Origin of the sequence: Methanolobus sp. WCC4 (genome assembly GCF_038022665.1) — an archaeon.
Lineage (GTDB): Archaea > Halobacteriota > Methanosarcinia > Methanosarcinales > Methanosarcinaceae > Methanolobus.
The window spans coordinates 2,725,004-2,741,987 of record NZ_CP150629.1 but is presented as its reverse complement, the minus strand read 5'-3'; the positions used below and the strand labels follow the sequence as shown (position 1 = coordinate 2,741,987).

Sequence of the window (16,984 nt, the reverse complement as noted above, 5' to 3'; positions counted from 1 at the left end):
TATTCGTAATTTGGTCTGCAACCTTACTTGAGATTTGCTTCGTATGCAGAGAGTGTCTTCTCTATGTCTTCTTCAGTGTGTGCAGTGGAGAGGAAATTTGTCTCGAACTGTGATGGTGGCAGGAAAATGCCGCTGTCCAGCATCTTGAAGAAGAATTTGAGATAGCTTTCCTTGTCACATTTCAAGGCTTCCTGATAGTTCAGTGGTTTGTCCCCGAAGAATACCATGAACATAGATGCAAGTCCTGTAACATTGTAATCGAGATTAAGGTCTGTTACTATCTCTGTAAGTCTGGATCTGAATGCATCTCCGGTGGCATTGAGCTTCTTGTGTACCTCTTCCTTTTCCAGAACCTCGAGTACTGCAAGACCAGCTGCAGCCGATGCCGGGCTTCCGCTGAATGTGCCTGCCTGATAGACCGCACCGGATGGAGCTACCATGTCAATGATCTCTTTCTTTCCACCGAATACTCCAATTGGCAGACCGCCACCTATGATCTTTCCAAGTGTGGTCATGTCAGGTGTGACGCCGTAGTATTCCTGTGCTCCGCCCATTGCGAGCCTGAAACCGGTGATGACCTCATCGAATATGAGTACGATGTCGTTCTCTTCTGTGACCTTGCGTACTTCCTCAAGATATCCTTTCTCAGGAAGTATAGGTCCGATGTTACCCATTACAGGTTCCATTATAAGTGCAGCTACCTGGTCATCATTCTTCTCGATGACTGCTGTGAGTGCCTCAATGTCGTTGAATGGGGTTTGAAGTGTATGTTTTGTAAAATCTGCAGGAATTCCAAGTGAGTCCGGCTTTCCAAGTGTGGTGGCACCTGAGCCTGCCTGAACAAGTACGGCATCATGTGCACCGTGGAATCCGCCTTCTATTTTGATGAATTTGTCCTTGCCTGTGAATCCCCTGGCTGCGCGTATGGCGCTCATGGTGGCTTCAGTTCCTGTTGAGACAAACCTGAGCATATCGATACTCGGATAGAGTGATGCTATTTTCTCAGCAAGGTTGACTTCAAGGTCTGTTGGGGTTCCGTATAACCATCCCTTGTCAAGTTGTTTGATTATTGCCTCTTTGATGGTCGGGTTTGCGTGTCCAAGTATCTTGGGTCCGTATGCAAGACAGTAATCTATGTACTCATTACCATCAATATCAGTGATCTTAGAGCCATTTGCAGATTCAGTGTAGAATGGGTATGGTTTTATGGCTCTTACGGGACTGCTGACTCCACCTGGCAGGAGAGTACTTGCTTTTTTGTATAATTCTCTGGACTTATCTAATGACATAGGAACACCCTGATCATTTTAACATCTGTGCCATTTCCTTGGCAAAATAGGTTATTATCATATCTGCACCTGCACGTTTGATCGACATAAGTGATTCGTGCATGACCTGCTTCTCATCGAGCCAGCCGTTCTGTGCGGCTGCCTTGAGCATTGAGTACTCTCCGCTGACATTGTAGGCTGCTGTTGGTATCTCGAATTCGGTCTTGAGGCGGTATAGTATATCTAAATACGGAAGTGCTGGCTTGACCATGATTATGTCGGCACCTTCTTCTATATCAAGGGCCGCTTCCATGATGGCCTCGTCGGAGTTTGCAGGGTCCATCTGGTGTGTAGACCTGTCTCCAAAGCAACATCCAGATCCTGCTGCATCTCTGAAAGGACCATAGAATGATGAAGAGTATTTTGCAGCGTAGGACATAATGGGAATGTTATGGTAATTATTCTCATCAAGTGAACTGCGAATTGCGGATATCATTCCATCCATCATCCCGGATGGTGCTACCATATCGGCACCTGCCTTTACGTGGCTCACTGCGGTCTTTCCTAGTAATGGGAGTGTGGGGTCGTTCATTATTTCCTCAGTGTCATTATCGACCATTCCGCAGTGTCCGTGGCTGGTGTACTCGCAAAGACAGACATCGGTTATTACAAGCATATCCTTGCTGAGCTCATTCTTGATCTCGCGTGTGGCACGCTGCACGACATCATCATCTCCCCATGCGGAGCTTCCGTGTTCATCCTTTTTTCCCGGGATCCCGAAAAGCAATATTGCTGGTATTCCAAGGTCTGCAGCTTCCTTAGCCTCATCGGCGACCATTTCAACTGGCAGGTTATAGATGCCAGGCATTGATGCGACCTCCTGTGGAGTGTCTATTGTCTCATTGGCAAACACCGGATATATCAGGTCATTGACGGACAGTGATGTCTCACGCACCATGTCTTTTATCTTGCCGCTTCTCAGCCTTCTCATTCTGCGCTCGGGGAACATTTTACCAGCTCATCCTTTTCTTTTATAATGGATCTGTCTACGCTAAACACCCTGCCGACCGATTCAAGCAGTTCATCGTCTCCGATCTCTGCTGCATATCTCAGTACCTTGGTAGGCTCTGCCAGCATTTTGTTGATTATTGAATGTGTGAGGTCCTCTATGATCTGTTGTTCGGTCTCACCTATCGTATGATATGCACTAAGTCTTGTGAGAGCTTTCTCTTTCTCATTCACACGGAGCTTGTAGGACTGGGCATACAGTTCGGACACAAGTGCGTCTGCTTTCTGTCTCTTGTATTGTTTGATAAGCAGGTCGAATTCCTCATCGATGATGGCCTGTGCCTTCTTTGCCTCTTCCATTCTCATCTCGAGGTTCTTTTCGTTGATCACTCTCAGGTTATCTATATTATGTAGCGTTACGTGGGGTATGCTTGTGATAGAAGGGTCGATATCCCTTGGATTGGCTATATCTATCAAAAGGAGTTCCTTGTCCCTGAAACTCATTGCTTTTTCTATCTGTTCATGTTTCAGTACAAAATGAGGGGCACCGGTGGCACTTATGACGACGTCGGCTCTCCTGAGATTCTCATCTATCTGGTCGAAGTGGACTGCATGTCCTCCCATCTCTTCTGCAAGTTCATAGGCAGTCTCATAGGTCCTGTTAGCTATATACATCAGCTCGATCTCCCTGTGGGAGAGTGCACGGGTTACCAGTGTACCCATCTCACCGGTACCTATGACAAGTACCATCTTGTCCTTGAGGTCGCCAACGGTATGTTCTGCAAGGTCAACGGATGCTGATGCTATGGAAAGTGCGCCACGGTTTATCTCGGTCTCGGTCCGGACTCGTTTTCCTACCTGGATGGCCTTACTGAATGCTGTGTCCAGCATTTTTCCGCTGGTTCCCAGCTTCTTGGCAACGAGGTAAAGGTCCTTGATCTGTCCTAGTATCTGGTCCTCTCCTATTATCATGGATTCCAGGCCGGATGCCAGTCGTAGAAGGTGCATGATGGATTCCTCGTGCTCGAAGAAATCCACTATATTGGAGGATAATCCCATTTTCTTTGCGAATTGGAACAGGACAGTACTTCCCTTTGGTGAGACGATATATATCTCCACACGGTTGCATGTCTTCATTACAACACATTCACAGACCAGTTCATTGGAATGAAGGTCCAGAAGCATCTTCTCGATGTCTCCTTCCCACGCTTCCTCGATCTCCTCTACAGTTGCTTTGGAATGGGTGATCACCATACTGGTTATCTCGGTCATGGGTACCTCGTATAATATGTATATCCTGAATGGAAGTGGCTACGGTACATGTTCATCTGACTTTCTCGTTTATTTTCTTCCTTACTATACCTTGTGCTCTCTTAAACCCTTTTTCATAGGAATCTTCAAGCCCGCCCCACACTTCTTTGCTTTCCAGCACATCCCATAATATTTCCTTTCTGTCTTTCTGGTCAGGTACTTCATTTTTAAGGTATGTTCTCATCTCATCCTGTATTCGTATCATGTCTGCGAATTCAGGGGTGATGATCTTCTCTACCTGCTGTCTTGTGAATCTGGAAAATGCAGGGCTCGATCCGGTGGTCGATATGCTTATGGTAAGGTCTCCGCGCTTTATCACAGCAGGCACTGTAACATCGCCAATGGCATCAACCTCATTCGTGAGGATGCCGAAGCCCTTTGAAAGTTGCACGATCCTCTCATTGATCGTCCTGTCATTGGTTGCAGGTATCACGAGGAATGCATCCTCAATGATCATATTGATGTCATCATCGCTAAGCTTTCCAACATCGGCCTCCATAAGGGTGATGTGGCTCTTACGCTCAAGCTCAAAGAAAAAGTCGGAAAAACCCCTGCTGACAACAGTCACATCAGCATGTTCTGAGAACAGGTTAGCTTTCCTTTCTCCAACAGACCCACTTCCAAAGATGACAACCTTTTTGTCGCTCATATCTATCAGCAGTGGCAGGAAGTGGTTCTTGTCTTTCATATCTCCATCTCCGGGAATATTTGCCTTCTGCTTTTTCTGGAAATTAGTTAAAGATTGCGATTACAATCGAACTCCAGTTTTCTTGAATTCCCTATCACTGAAAAGAAGTTTATAATCTGTGATGCATGTGGCTTCTGATATCCTTGCTGCGATTACTTCACAATCCTCCTTTGTATAGGAATGTACCATTGTGAAAAGGTTGTAATCCCATCCCGGGGCCCTGGGTCTTTCGTAGCAGTGGGTGACCTCTGAGAAGTCAGCCATTATGTTCCCCACTTCTTCTGTCCTTTCATCGGGTACGTTCCAGACGCACATTGCGTTGGCAACGATCCCTATATCCCTGTGCCCAATGGAAGCACCGAACCGGCGGATCTCATCCCTGTCCTTCATCTTTTTGAGACGATCTATCACTTCCTGCTCACTGATGCCCAGTTCACTGGCAATTTCTGCAAAAGGTGATCTTTTAAGCGGGATGCCGTTCTGTGTAAGTCTTATTATCTTCTCATCGATCTCGTCCATGGATATCACCTTACTATTGTCGTCTTATCCCTTTCATCTGATGTTGAACCTGACGCCGATCTTGAACAGTTTTCTGGTGGGCAGGTCCACGAACTCGAGTCCTGTTCTTTCTTTCAGCTCTTTTAATATAGTGTCGATCCTTTCCCTGTTAGGTGCGGATATGGTGAACCAGATATTGAACTTCTCAGGACGATGATAGTTATGGGATACTTCCTGGTACTCATTGATGTAACCTGCAACCTCATCCACCTTTTCTTCAGGAACAGTGGCAGCTACCAGGGTGCTGGTACCACCTACTCCTTTACGGTTGATTATCGGCCCGATCTTTCGTACGGCTCCTTCTGTGTGGAGTCTCTCAAGCCTTTCTATCACTTCATCTTCACTGATGCCCAGCTCTTCTCCTAGTTTCTCATAAGGCTCTGTTTCCAGAGGAAAATCGAACTGGATCGTGTTGAGTATGGTTTTATCGGTATCATCAAGAGATATCATTTAAGATCACTGTTTTTTAGGTACATATATACAGTATGGCTCTTCATCAAGGTAGTCGCCTGTGGCGGCATAGGCACGTGCACGGCAGCCACCGCATACTGTATTGTATTCGCATATCCCGCATTTACCCTTAAGCTTTGAAACATCACGGAGGTCATTGAATACCTTTGAGTTCTCCCAGATATCCTTAAAGCTCTTTTCTTTTATGTTCCCTGCCAGTGCAGGAAGGTAACCGCAGGGGTAAACATCACCGGTACTGGATACGAAACAGAATCCTGTTCCACCAAGGCAGCCTTTTGTCATAGCCTCATAGCCATGTGTCTTGACGCTTATCTCAATGCCTTCCTTCTTTGCCCGCTGGCGCATTATCCTGAAATAGTGTGGGGCACAGGTGGCCTTGAGCTGGATGCCTGAATCCTTCTGTCTGTCATAGAACCAGTTGAGTATCCTTTCATATTCCACAGGCGGGATCTCCTCGTTCTCAAGGTCCTTGCCTCTGCCGGTTGGTACCAGGAGGAATATGTGCAGTGCATCAGCACCAAGCTCCTTTGCCATATCAAGTATGGCAGGTATCTCATCTATGGTCCTCTTTGTTATAGTGGGATTGATCTGGAAGCCTATCCCTGCTTCCTTAAGGTTATCTATGCCTGTAAGTGCGCCCTGGAATGCTCCTGGCACGCAGCGGAAATCATCGTGCATCTGCGGACTTGCTCCGTCAAGGCTGATGCTGACCCTCTGTATGCCTGAACTTTTCATCTTTTCCGCGATCTCGTTAGTCACCAGTGTTCCGTTGGTAGCCATAGCAACGCGAAGACCCTTTTCTGTAGCATACTTTGCGATATCGAATATGTCATCCCTGACCAGCGGTTCACCTCCGCTCAGTATAAGGATGGGGTTGCCCATCTCGCAGATCTCGTCAACGAAATGGAATGCTTCTTCAGTTGTAAGTTCGCCTTCAGGTTTTTTCTCAGTGGATGACCCTCTGCAGTGTTTGCATGAAAGGTTACATCCAGCTGTCGTTTCCCAGGCTATGAGTCTTGGAGGTTTTACCATAGTTGATCATAAGGTTTGTTTGTTCGTATGTTTACCTATATATAGGATGGAACTATACTACTGCACACCCATATTAATACTTGATTATCAGGGTAACTCCCTCTATGTATGTATAAGTTCATCTGTGTCCGTATATTGGCATAGGTTCTGTCTTAATGTCCATGAGGTGCAAAGGTTAACCTGATATAGAGGTGATTCTTTATAGGCGCACTGGAAATTGCATTCTCTGTCACATGGATCGCACTGTCAATGTATATTGTATATCTGTTACGTTCCCGTATAGCGTTGATGCGACAATGCCACAGAATGGCAAAATGATGAATAGGCCATAATGAGGAGTTCTTATGGATAAAAAACAAAAAACGATCATTGCAGTTGCTTTTATTGTTATTGTCGGTCTGGTGGGTCTATGGAATGTAGACCTTTCACAGGGCTATCTTATGATATCTGACATCTCTTCCGATCCGGATGGATATGTTGGTCATGATGTCAATACTATGGGTGTGATAAGGAACGGAACGCTTTCCATCTCTACTGATGGTACTTCCTTTGTACTTCAGGACCTTGAGGACCCATCTTATGAACTGAATGTTGAGTACACAGGTTCCCTTCCTGCAAATCTGGTGGAAGGCCAGAGTGTCAGCATCAGCGGAAAGATGATCTCGGAGGATGTGGTTGAAGCGAACCAGATAGTAATGAGCTGTCCTTCAAAGTATTCAGAGTGATCAGGCGGTAGTATGTTGCAAATAGAGGATATGGAAGAGTATCAGCTTATAAAAACTGCAAAGGATGAGATGGTCCGTTCTATGGATGACCGCTCCCAGATGAAGAAGATGCTTGTACATATATGCAGTTCCGGTGGGAAGAACATCAGGCCGGTAATGCTGGTGCTTTGTACGGAGATGTGTGGTGGGGTCCCTAAAGATAGTGTCAATGCAGCCCTTGCGATCGAGTTCATTCATTCTGCTTCACTTATTCACGATGATGTCCTTGATGGAGGGCTTATGCGCCGGGGCGTTGAATCAGCTCATAAGAAATATGGTATCCCTGCAGCGATCCTGTGTGGTGATTTTCTCATATCCAAGGCCATTTCGTTGATATCAGGATATGGTAACAGTGCTGTCAATGAGTTTGGCAGGGCCGGGATGTATATGGCCGAAGGCGAGACCATAGACCTGTCCAGTGTGAATGAGGAGTTCAGGGAGAAGAACTATTTTGAATGCATTACCAAGAAGACCGGCTCTCTTTTTGCTGCAAGTACTGCCATCGGTGCCTATGTGGCAGGTGCTGATGAAGAGACTGCGCTTAGATTAAGGTCATTTGGTGAGTATGTGGGTAATGCCTATCAGATAGTTGATGATCTGCTCGAGTATCTTGATAAGCTGGAAGATAAAAGCTCGACATATGAATCCGTTACATTACCTCTAATATATAGCAGGTTAATGGATGATGATGTGGCTGTTGAGAAGACTGTAGAGCAGGTGCGTTCTTTCGTGCAGAATGCAAAAGATATCCTTGCATCTTTCCCATCTTCGGATGCAAAGGAGAAACTGGAGCTGGTAACTGACCTCATAACGGTCGATATGCTCCCGGAAGATGTCCTTTGATCATATTTAATTATCAGTTAATTGCCAGGTGACTTCATGAGGGTTTATGACAGATCAGTAATCAAAGTAAATGCTAGCACTGAGAATGGAAAAGTTGTCCTTGACACGGAAGGTCCTTTATCGCCGGTTGCAAAACCTATCATCAAGAGGATCAATAAGATATTCCTGGAAGAGAAGCCTATCTCTACGGAAGGGGAGAATATCATCTTCTCCACATGGGCTCCTCCTATGCCAGGGGGGGTATTCAACAGGATGATCAGTGCACAGGTGGCCTCTATCCTGAAGAAAAGGGTGCCTGACCAGTTCTCAATTGGTATTACTACGCACTGTCCCTATGATTGTATCCATTGTGGTGCGGCAGGGATCGTGGCAGACCCCATACTTACATTTGATGAGATAAACAGTGCTATAGAACAGGCGATCGACCTGGGTTCTTACTACATAGCCTTTGATGGCGGGGAGACCCTTCTCAGAAAGGACCTTGAAGAGATGATCGCAAAGGTGGACAAGACCCGTGCAATAGCTACCTGTTTCACATCAGGCTTCGGTCTGACAGAGCAAAGGGCCAGAGACCTGAAGGCAGCAGGTCTTTATGCTGCTCATATGAGCCTTGACAGTCCTGACCCTGCAGAACATGACCGTGTGAGGGGACGTGAAGGTGCTTTCAAGAACACGGTAGATGGTATAGAGCACATTGTGAATGCAGGTATCCTTGCAGATCTCTTTGTGGTCGTCTCTCCGGATAATATAGATGATCTTGACGGTTTCTACAACTTCGCATCGGACATGGGTATGCAGGAGATGTCCATCTATGAGATCATAGCTGTGGGACGCTGGCTCGATCATGAGGATGAGACAATGACCTCTAAGGATGTTGACCGTCTTGGGAAGTTCCAGAGTACAATGAACAGGAAAGAGGATGGTCCACGAGTTACATCGTTCCCTAATTTCATGGGGCCTGACCAGTTCGGTTGTTTTGCAGGCCGAAGATGGATGCACGCAACAGCCGGCGGGGATGTTCTTCCATGTGCATATACGCCTCTGTCATTTGGGAATATTCGCGAGGAAAAGCTCTCTGCTATATGGGAAAGGATGGGTAAGCATGAAGCATACAACTGTTCTGCAGAGTACTGTATGATGCGCAACCCTGAATTCAGGAGCAAATATATTCACACTATCCCGGAAGGAACACAGCTTCCGGTCAGACTTGATAAATCTATGCATTAATAAAACATAATAATTGTTCATTATGGTAGGTTGATAATCATAATCGGGGACTTACATTTGTAATATATGATCTCTAATAAGATCTTCCAATATCATGATAAATCATGACTATTTGTGGCTCGCTTGTATCTGGAAAACCGAATACTTTATATGTGAGTTAGCAGTAGGAGATGTTGATTTATTCGGGATAATTAGCAATTCATCACATGAGGATTAGCATGGCCAAAGAAAAAATCTTGTCGGAAATCAAAGAGGCAGAAGACAATGCACGCAAAATGGTTGACGACGGTAAGAAAAGAAAAAATGACCGTATCGCCAGTGCACGTGCCGAGGCCAGAGAGATCATAAAACAGGCCGAGGTCGATGCACAGAAATCTGCACAAAGTGCAATGGGATCTGCAGAAGAGTCTATCGCTTCAGATAAAGCAAAGATCGTCGAAAATGGGGAAAATGAGGCAAAGGTTATAGAAAGCTCTGCTTCTTCCAGGGTCGATGAAGCTGTCGAGTTAATTATAAACGAATTCGAGAGGACAATACATGCTTGATCTAAAGCAGATGAACCGTGCCGTGATCGTTGGCCATAAAAGTATTTTTGAAGAAACGGTCGATGCTCTGCACAAAGCAAATCTGTTCCAGATCGAAGATTTCAATGAGGATGATTCCGGTCTCCGTATAGGCAGACCTTTTGAGACTGTAGATGAAGTATCCAAAAAACTTATCAAGATAAGATCGATTGCCAGTTTGCTCGGTGTAAAGGATGCCGATGCTAAGAAGCAGGATAAGAACGCAGTTCTTGCCTCACTGGATGATACCCTTGAAAAGCTGGATGCTGAGCTGGATGTCAAAGCAGGGCACAAGAGCAAGCTTGAAACAGAGCTCAAAGAACTCGACTCTCTTAAGAAAGAATTACTTCCATTCGTTAACATTCCTATTGATCTGGACCTTTATCATGGTTATGAGCATCTCTCTGTCTTCGCAGGAGCTGTAAAGGAAGATGTTGGACCTGCAATTTCCAGGGTGACATCCTCATACGACATGTCCTATGATGCTAAAGAAGGCACATTGGTATTGTTCGTAACTTCTGAGAAAGCAGATGAGGTAGCAGATGTGCTTGCAGGATTCGGTTTCAGGGAACTTAGAGTTCCATCTGAGAGCGGAGTACCATCACAGATCCTTTCCGGTCTGGTCTCTAAAGAGGCTGGATTGTTGAAGCAGATCGGATCAATCGATGCAGATATGGAGTCACTCAAGACTAAATATTCAGACTTCATCATGGCAAGTAACGAGGTCCTTTCGGTCGAAGCACAGAAAGCAGAGGCACCTCTCAGGGTAGCTACTTCCGACAGCACATTCATGATCGATGGATGGGTTCCGGAAGCTGAGTTCGCTGAACTTGAACGCATAGTTAAAGCAGCAACCAACGGACGTGCTTTCGTTTCCAAACAGGAGATGACAAAGGAAGACGTGAAGATCGTACCTATCGAGTACAATAACTCCAAGGTTGCTTCTCCATTCCAGGAGATCATGGATCTCTATGCACGACCTGTTTATAAGGAACTTGATCCAACATCTTTAATATTCATCTTTTTCCCACTATTCTACGGAATGATACTCGGTGACATTGGATATGCATTGATATTGCTCACAATAGCACTTGGTATTAAGAAGGTGATGTCTTCAGACGCGATCAAACCTCTCATGAACATTCTCATATACTGTCAGATATCGACTCTGATATTTGGTGTGATATATGGTGAGTTCCTGGGATTCCCACTCGCAAGTCTTCATACCGATCACGGAACGGTAGCAGGATTGATTCCTGGATTTGAAACAATCAACCTTTTAGCATCTCCGGTCGGGGATGAAATGGTAACTTTCCCTGTTCACAGGACCCATCTTGTGATGACCATGATAATATTTACCGCACTTGTCGGTTTCATTCATATCAACATTGGTTATCTCCTTGGTTTCATCAATGAGAACAGGAAACACGGAATGTCAGCAGCTATCTTTGAGAAAGGCAGCTGGTTCGTTATTGAGGCCGGTCTTATCATTGCAGTACTCGGATATGCAGCAATGCTCCCATCCGTTGCAACGATTGCCGGTGTCGTTGTCTTCTTAATAGGATTCGTGATGCTTCTCAAGGGAGAAGGTATCAAAGGACCTATCGAGTTGCCTTCACTTCTCAGTAACTCACTGTCTTACACTCGTATCATAGCTGTAGGATTGTCATCCATCTACATCGCATCAACTGTCAACCTGATCGCTTTCGAGATGATCTGGGTACCAGGAACGCCAATAGGTGGAGCAACAATAGGCGCGATTATAGTGTTCTTACTTGGACACGGATTAAACACTGTACTGAGTATTATTGCCCCCGGTTTACACTCACTCAGGTTACAGTATGTAGAATTCTTCGGAAAATTCTACGAAGGCGGGGGACGCAAATACGATCCATTTGGATATATCAGAAAATACACGGAGGAATAAGAATATGGTAACAGAAGCAGTAACAACAATGGACGCATCTGGATTAAAAGCAATTGGAGCAGGACTCGCAGTAGGTCTTACAGGTATCGCATCCGCTCTCGCAGAGAAAGACATCGGTAGTGCAGCAATTGGCGCAATGGCTGAGAACGAGAGTCTCTTCGGTAAGGGCCTGATCCTGACTGTAATCCCAGAAACAATTGTTATCTTTGGTCTGGTAGTTGCACTGTTGATCAAATAATTTAAGAGCGTATTTCTCGCTCTTAAATTTTCCAAAGGTGTTGAGCATGGGACTTGAAACTGTTGTTAAAGATATCATGGATGCTGCCCAGTCCGAGGTTTCCAAACTGGACTCCGAGGCAGATGCAGAGGTTTCCCTGATTCTTGATGAGGCAAAACAGAATGCTAAAAGAATTATGGGTGAACGTCTGGCAAAAGCAGAGGATGATATTGCAAAAATCAAGCAGCAAGAAATATCCAGTGCAAATCTTGAAGTGAAGCGCACATTGCTCAATGCACGCAAGGAAGTCCTCGAAAGAGTCTATGTCCAGGCTGTAGAGACTATATCCAAGTTCTCTCCTGAGAAGAACGAAGAGCTCCTCAAGACCCTCATTAGTGATAATGAGGCAAACGGCACAAAGATCTATTCCAATGCCGAGTCTGAAGAGATCGTCAAGAAGTTGTCCTCACTGGAGTACGCTGGCAATATCGATTGTCTTGGCGGAATTGTCATTGAGAACGAAGATGGTACTATCAGATTGGATTATACCTACGATGGCATCCTTAAAAGCGTGAATGAGCGGTTGTTGAAACAGACATCTGATATCTTATTCGGGTGATTTCTAAATGCAGCTGTTGCAGAAATTTAAGCGTGGTAACAAAAAATCCCAACCAAAGGGTCATGCAAACTACGCATATACTACAGCACGTGTACGTGCAATGAAAAGTAAGATTCTGCCAAAGGAGACCTATCCTAGGCTCATGAACATGAGCATTGATGAAATTACCAGATTCATTGAAGAATCTGAGTATAAAATGGATGTCGATGAACTGGCAAGACAGTACGAAGGTGTAGATCTTATCGAGCATGCACTGAACAGGAATCTCGCAGTAACCTTTACAAAGCTACTTAGTATCTCTGAAGGTGATGTGAACTTCCTTGTAGGTGAGCAGCTCAAGAAGTATGATATCTGGAGCATAAAGACCATTCTTCGTGGTAAGTATTGTAATGCATCCACAGAGGAGATCCTTGAGGCCGTTGTTGCAGCGGGAAGGTTGAGCTATACTTTCCTTTCAGAACTCGCAGCAATGGGTACATACGAGGAAGTCGTCTCTGAACTTGCAAATACAGAGTACTATCCAATACTGAAGAACTATGATGGAACAAATCTTTCAGATATTGAGAATCAGCTCGATAAAATGTACTATGCCGGGCTATTTGGCGCAATCGAAGAATCAAAATCCAAGGACCGCAAATTGTTTGCGGAATTCACAAGGATGGGAATCGATCATAAGAACCTTATAACACTCTTCCGTTTGAAGAGGTCCGGTATCACCGATCCTGAAATGATGGATCTGATGCTCGATGGCGGACTCAAGTTGAAGCTTAAGGACATTGAGAAATTGATGCCCCTTTCCCTTGCAGACTTTGTATCTGAACTTGAGAAATCCTCATACTGGGAAGCTATAGCAGATGTTGCAAACCCGGATATGGTATCTTTGATCGAAGTCGAGAGCCGACTGAAAAAACACAGGCTTAAATCTGCAGCAAGCTTTTCACATGTTTATCCGATCTCAATTGTACCAATCATGGACTACATGCTAAGTAAGAAGAATGAGATCAGCAACTTGAGGATAATAATACGTGGCAAAGCTGCCAACCTCGATGATGAGACTATCAAGGGACAGTTGGTGATCTGATGGAATTAGCAGTGGTCGGCAGTGGTGAGTTTGTAACAGGTTTCAGACTTGCCGGTGTCAAGAAGATATTTGAAGTTAATAATGGCGAACTTGAACCTACTGTAGAGAAGATACTTGAGGATCAAGAAGTCGGCATTCTGGTAATGCACGGTGATGATCTGATCAAACTACCGGAAATGTTGAGAGATGCTATCAATGACTCTGTTGAACCAACAGTTGTCACTCTCGGAGGTAGTGGTGAAAGTTCGAACTTAAGGGAAAAAATAAAACAATCAGTAGGTGTTGATCTGTGGAAATGAAAGGTGAAATTTATCGTGTGGCCGGACCTGTCGTTACTATCATGGGTATCAAGCCAAAGATGTACGATGTGGTACATGTTGGTCATGAAGGTCTGATGGGCGAAGTTATCAGGATAGAAGGCGACAAAGCTACTGTTCAGGTATACGAGGATACAGCTGGTATCAAACCAGGTGAACCTGTAGTGAACACTGGAATGTCCCTCTCTGTAGAGCTCGGTCCAGGATTATTAGAAAGTATTTATGATGGTATTCAGAGACCTCTTAAAGTTCTCCAGGAACAGATGGGAGACTTCATTAATAGAGGTGTGACTGCCAATGGTCTTGACCGTGATAAGGTATGGGAATTCAAGGCTACTGTAACAAGTGGCGATTCCGTAAAGGGCGGTCAGACAATTGGTGTTGTACAGGAGACAATGAATGTTGAGCACAAGATCATGGTGCCACCAACAGTTTCCGGTACAGTTGAAGAAATAAAATCAGGAAAGTTCAAGGTTGATGAGACGATCTGTGTGCTCACAGATGGCACAGAGATCTCCATGATGCAGAAGTGGCCGGTAAGAATGCCACGTCCTGTAGACAAGAAGTTCATCCCAAGGACACCACTTATTACAGGTCAGAGGATCCTTGATGGTCTCTTCCCTGTTGCAAAGGGCGGTACAGCAGCTATCCCTGGTCCATTCGGTTCAGGAAAGACTGTTACACAGCAGCAGCTTGCAAAGTGGAGTGACACTGATATTGTAGTTTATATCGGATGTGGAGAACGTGGAAACGAGATGGCTGATGTACTGAATGAGTTCCCTGAACTCCAGGACCCAAAGACCGGTCGTCCACTCATGGAACGTACAGTTCTTATCGCAAACACATCCAACATGCCGGTAGCTGCCCGTGAAGCATCTGTTTACACAGGTATCACAATTGCAGAATATTACCGTGACATGGGATACGATGTATCACTTATGGCTGACTCTTCATCCAGATGGGCAGAAGCAATGAGAGAAATTTCCTCAAGGCTTGAAGAAATGCCTGGTGAAGAAGGTTATCCAGCATACCTTTCTGCAAGGCTCTCTGAGTTCTATGAGCGTGCAGGTGCAGTAAAATCACTTGCAGCAGAAGAAGGTTCAATTACAGTTATTGGTGCAGTATCACCACCTGGTGGTGACTTCTCAGAGCCTGTAACACAGAACACACTCCGTATTGTAAAGGTGTTCTGGGCACTGGATGCAAAACTCGCACAGAGAAGGCACTTCCCATCCATTGACTGGCTTACAAGTTACAGTCTGTACACCCAGGGTCTTTCTGACTGGTTTGCAGAGAACGTTGCACCTGACTGGGTACCACTCAGAGACAATGCAATGGACCTTCTCCAGCAGGAATCCGAACTTCAGGAGATCGTACAGCTCGTCGGTTCCGATGCACTTCCGGAAGACCAGCAGCTTGTTCTTGAGATCTGCCGTATGCTCAGGGAATATTTCCTTCAGCAGAATGCGTTCCACCCTGTTGACACATACTGTCCGTTCGACAAGCAGTACAAATTATTGAAAGCAATCTCCAGGTACAGTGACATGGCACAGGCAGCACTGGAATCAGGTATCCCAATGAAGGATATCCTTTCAGTAGAGTCCAAGGATGAACTTGCAAAGGTCAAATTCGAAGAGGACTTCGACGCTGCACTGAACGTTGTCATGGAAAAGATGGACAAGGAATTTGCAGCACTTGGAGGCAACTAAGATGACCAAGGAATATAAGACGATCACAGAGATCTCAGGACCATTGATGTTCCTCGAGAAGACTGAACCGGTAGGCTACGGTGAACTTGTTCACATCAACCTTCCAGACGGTACAACAAAGAGAGGTCAGGTTCTCGATACCTCTGCTGACGTTGTAGCAGTTCAGGTATTCGAAGGTACAGGCGGACTCAACGAAGAGTCAGGTGTAGTGTTCTCCGGTGAGACTATCAAACTCCCTGTATCAAAGGACATGCTCGGTCGTATCCTTTCCGGTGCAGGTGAACCACTCGATGGCGGACCACGTATCGTTCCTGAGGACAGGATCGATGTGAACGGTGCATCAATGAACCCATACTCAAGGATGCCACCAGAGGACTTTATCCAGACAGGTATCTCAACAATCGACGGTACAAACACACTTGTGCGTGGACAGAAGCTTCCTATCTTCTCCGGATCAGGTCTTCCACACAACGAGATCGCGCTTCAGATCGCACGTCAGGCAAAGGTACCAGGTTCAGAAGAGCCTTTCGCAGTAGTATTCGCTGCAATGGGTATTACAAACGAAGAAGCCCAGTACTTCATGGAGGACTTCGAGAAGACCGGTGCTCTTGAAAGAGCTGTGGTTTTCCTTAACCTTGCAGACGACCCTGCTGTAGAACGTATCATCACACCAAGGATGGCTCTTACAGCTGCAGAGTACCTTGCATACGAACACGACATGCACGTACTTGTTATCCTTACTGACATCACAAACTACTGTGAAGCACTCCGTCAGATGGGTGCAGCCCGTGAAGAGGTACCAGGAAGACGTGGTTACCCAGGTTACATGTACACTGACCTTGCATCACTCTACGAGCGTGCAGGTGTAATCAAGGGAAGAAAGGGATCTGTAACACAGTTCTCCATCCTTACCATGCCTGGTGACGATATCACTCACCCGATCCCTGACCTTTCAGGATATATCACAGAAGGCCAGATCGTAGTTTCCAGAGAACTTCACATGAAGGGTATCTACCCACCTATCAATGTACTTCCATCACTGTCACGTCTGATGAACTCAGGTATCGGTGAAGGAAAGACCAGAGACGACCACAAGGCTGTATCTGACCAGATGTATGCTGGTTATGCAGAAGGTCGTGACCTCAGAGGTCTTGTAGCTATTGTAGGTAAGGAAGCACTGTCTGAAAGGGACCAGAAGATCCTTGAGTTCGCTGACCTCTTCGAGGACAGGTTCGTACGTCAGGGAAGAGATGAGGACAGGTCAATTGAAGATACACTTCAGGTTGGCTGGGATATTCTCTCTGAGCTTCCAGTGTCTCTGCTTACCAGGATCGATAACAAGTATATCGACAAGTACCACCCTGCTCAGAAGAGCAACTAA

At 45.6% G+C, this 16,984-nt stretch carries 18 protein-coding genes; 11 read left to right on the top strand and 7 right to left on the bottom strand.

The window, feature by feature from the left end; genetic code table 11:
* Nucleotides 1-23: 23 nt before the first annotated feature.
* The 7 genes from hemL to ahbD are packed head-to-tail and all read right to left on the bottom strand — an operon-like array spanning nucleotide 24 to nucleotide 6,336.
* Nucleotides 24-1,289 carry a glutamate-1-semialdehyde 2,1-aminomutase gene (gene hemL / locus V7O63_RS13005; RefSeq protein ID WP_340818977.1) on the bottom strand — a complete coding sequence of 422 codons (1,266 nt, stop codon included), beginning with the start codon at nucleotides 1,287-1,289 and terminating at the stop codon, nucleotides 24-26.
* Nucleotides 1,290-1,302: 13 nt separating this feature from the next.
* Entirely contained in the window at nucleotides 1,303-2,277 is a 975-nt protein-coding gene (gene hemB / locus V7O63_RS13000) for a porphobilinogen synthase (RefSeq protein WP_340818976.1), read from the bottom strand.
* Nucleotides 2,256-3,548 (bottom strand): glutamyl-tRNA reductase, encoded by a 1,293-nt coding sequence (gene hemA / locus V7O63_RS12995; RefSeq protein ID WP_340818975.1) that lies wholly within the window; start codon nucleotides 3,546-3,548, stop codon nucleotides 2,256-2,258. The genes hemB and hemA overlap by 22 nt, the downstream gene beginning before the upstream one ends.
* 52 nt (nucleotides 3,549-3,600) lie before the next feature.
* Nucleotides 3,601-4,275, bottom strand: a complete 675-nt coding sequence (locus tag V7O63_RS12990; RefSeq protein ID WP_340818974.1) for a bifunctional precorrin-2 dehydrogenase/sirohydrochlorin ferrochelatase — start codon at nucleotides 4,273-4,275, stop codon at nucleotides 3,601-3,603.
* Nucleotides 4,276-4,335: 60 nt separating this feature from the next.
* A complete protein-coding gene (gene ahbB, locus V7O63_RS12985) occupies nucleotides 4,336-4,794 on the bottom strand; it encodes a siroheme decarboxylase subunit beta (protein ID WP_340818973.1) in 459 nt (152 codons plus the stop codon).
* Nucleotides 4,795-4,827: 33 nt separating this feature from the next.
* On the bottom strand, nucleotides 4,828-5,283 hold the full coding sequence (locus tag V7O63_RS12980; protein ID WP_340818972.1) for an AsnC family transcriptional regulator: 456 nt from the start codon (nucleotides 5,281-5,283) through the stop codon (nucleotides 4,828-4,830).
* A gap of 6 nt (nucleotides 5,284-5,289) precedes the next feature.
* Nucleotides 5,290-6,336, bottom strand: a complete 1,047-nt coding sequence (gene ahbD, locus V7O63_RS12975) for a heme b synthase (RefSeq protein WP_340818971.1) — start codon at nucleotides 6,334-6,336, stop codon at nucleotides 5,290-5,292.
* Nucleotides 6,337-6,680: 344 nt separating this feature from the next.
* Between ahbD and V7O63_RS12970 the strand changes: the two genes are divergently transcribed.
* The 11 genes from V7O63_RS12970 to V7O63_RS12920 all read left to right on the top strand — a co-directional run bounded on the left by V7O63_RS12970 (nucleotide 6,681) and on the right by V7O63_RS12920 (nucleotide 16,984).
* Nucleotides 6,681-7,061: a cytochrome c maturation protein CcmE gene (locus V7O63_RS12970; RefSeq protein ID WP_340818970.1), complete on the top strand. Its 381-nt coding sequence runs from the start codon at nucleotides 6,681-6,683 to the stop codon at nucleotides 7,059-7,061.
* Between the two features lie 12 nt (nucleotides 7,062-7,073).
* Complete coding sequence (locus V7O63_RS12965) at nucleotides 7,074-7,943, top strand: polyprenyl synthetase family protein (RefSeq protein ID WP_340818969.1); 870 nt, start codon at nucleotides 7,074-7,076, stop codon at nucleotides 7,941-7,943.
* 36 nt (nucleotides 7,944-7,979) lie between these two features.
* Nucleotides 7,980-9,170, top strand: coding sequence for a radical SAM protein (locus tag V7O63_RS12960; RefSeq protein ID WP_340818968.1), 1,191 nt, complete (start codon nucleotides 7,980-7,982; stop codon nucleotides 9,168-9,170).
* A gap of 218 nt (nucleotides 9,171-9,388) precedes the next feature.
* A complete protein-coding gene (gene ahaH / locus V7O63_RS12955) occupies nucleotides 9,389-9,715 on the top strand; it encodes an ATP synthase archaeal subunit H (RefSeq protein ID WP_340818967.1) in 327 nt (108 codons plus the stop codon).
* On the top strand, nucleotides 9,708-11,660 hold the full coding sequence (locus V7O63_RS12950; protein WP_340818966.1) for a V-type ATP synthase subunit I: 1,953 nt from the start codon (nucleotides 9,708-9,710) through the stop codon (nucleotides 11,658-11,660). The genes ahaH and V7O63_RS12950 overlap by 8 nt, the downstream gene beginning before the upstream one ends.
* Nucleotides 11,661-11,664: 4 nt before the next feature.
* Nucleotides 11,665-11,898 (top strand): V-type ATP synthase subunit K, encoded by a 234-nt coding sequence (locus V7O63_RS12945; RefSeq protein WP_177187911.1) that lies wholly within the window; start codon nucleotides 11,665-11,667, stop codon nucleotides 11,896-11,898.
* Between the two features lie 46 nt (nucleotides 11,899-11,944).
* Nucleotides 11,945-12,496, top strand: coding sequence for a V-type ATP synthase subunit E (locus V7O63_RS12940; RefSeq protein ID WP_340818965.1), 552 nt, complete (start codon nucleotides 11,945-11,947; stop codon nucleotides 12,494-12,496).
* A gap of 7 nt (nucleotides 12,497-12,503) precedes the next feature.
* Nucleotides 12,504-13,577, top strand: a complete 1,074-nt coding sequence (locus tag V7O63_RS12935; RefSeq protein ID WP_340818964.1) for a V-type ATP synthase subunit C — start codon at nucleotides 12,504-12,506, stop codon at nucleotides 13,575-13,577.
* Entirely contained in the window at nucleotides 13,577-13,876 is a 300-nt protein-coding gene (locus tag V7O63_RS12930) for a V-type ATP synthase subunit F (RefSeq protein ID WP_340818963.1), read from the top strand. The genes V7O63_RS12935 and V7O63_RS12930 overlap by 1 nt, the downstream gene beginning before the upstream one ends.
* Nucleotides 13,867-15,603: an ATP synthase subunit A gene (locus V7O63_RS12925; RefSeq protein WP_340818962.1), complete on the top strand. Its 1,737-nt coding sequence runs from the start codon at nucleotides 13,867-13,869 to the stop codon at nucleotides 15,601-15,603. The genes V7O63_RS12930 and V7O63_RS12925 overlap by 10 nt, the downstream gene beginning before the upstream one ends.
* A gap of 1 nt (nucleotide 15,604) precedes the next feature.
* Entirely contained in the window at nucleotides 15,605-16,984 is a 1,380-nt protein-coding gene (locus V7O63_RS12920) for an ATP synthase subunit B (RefSeq protein WP_340818961.1), read from the top strand.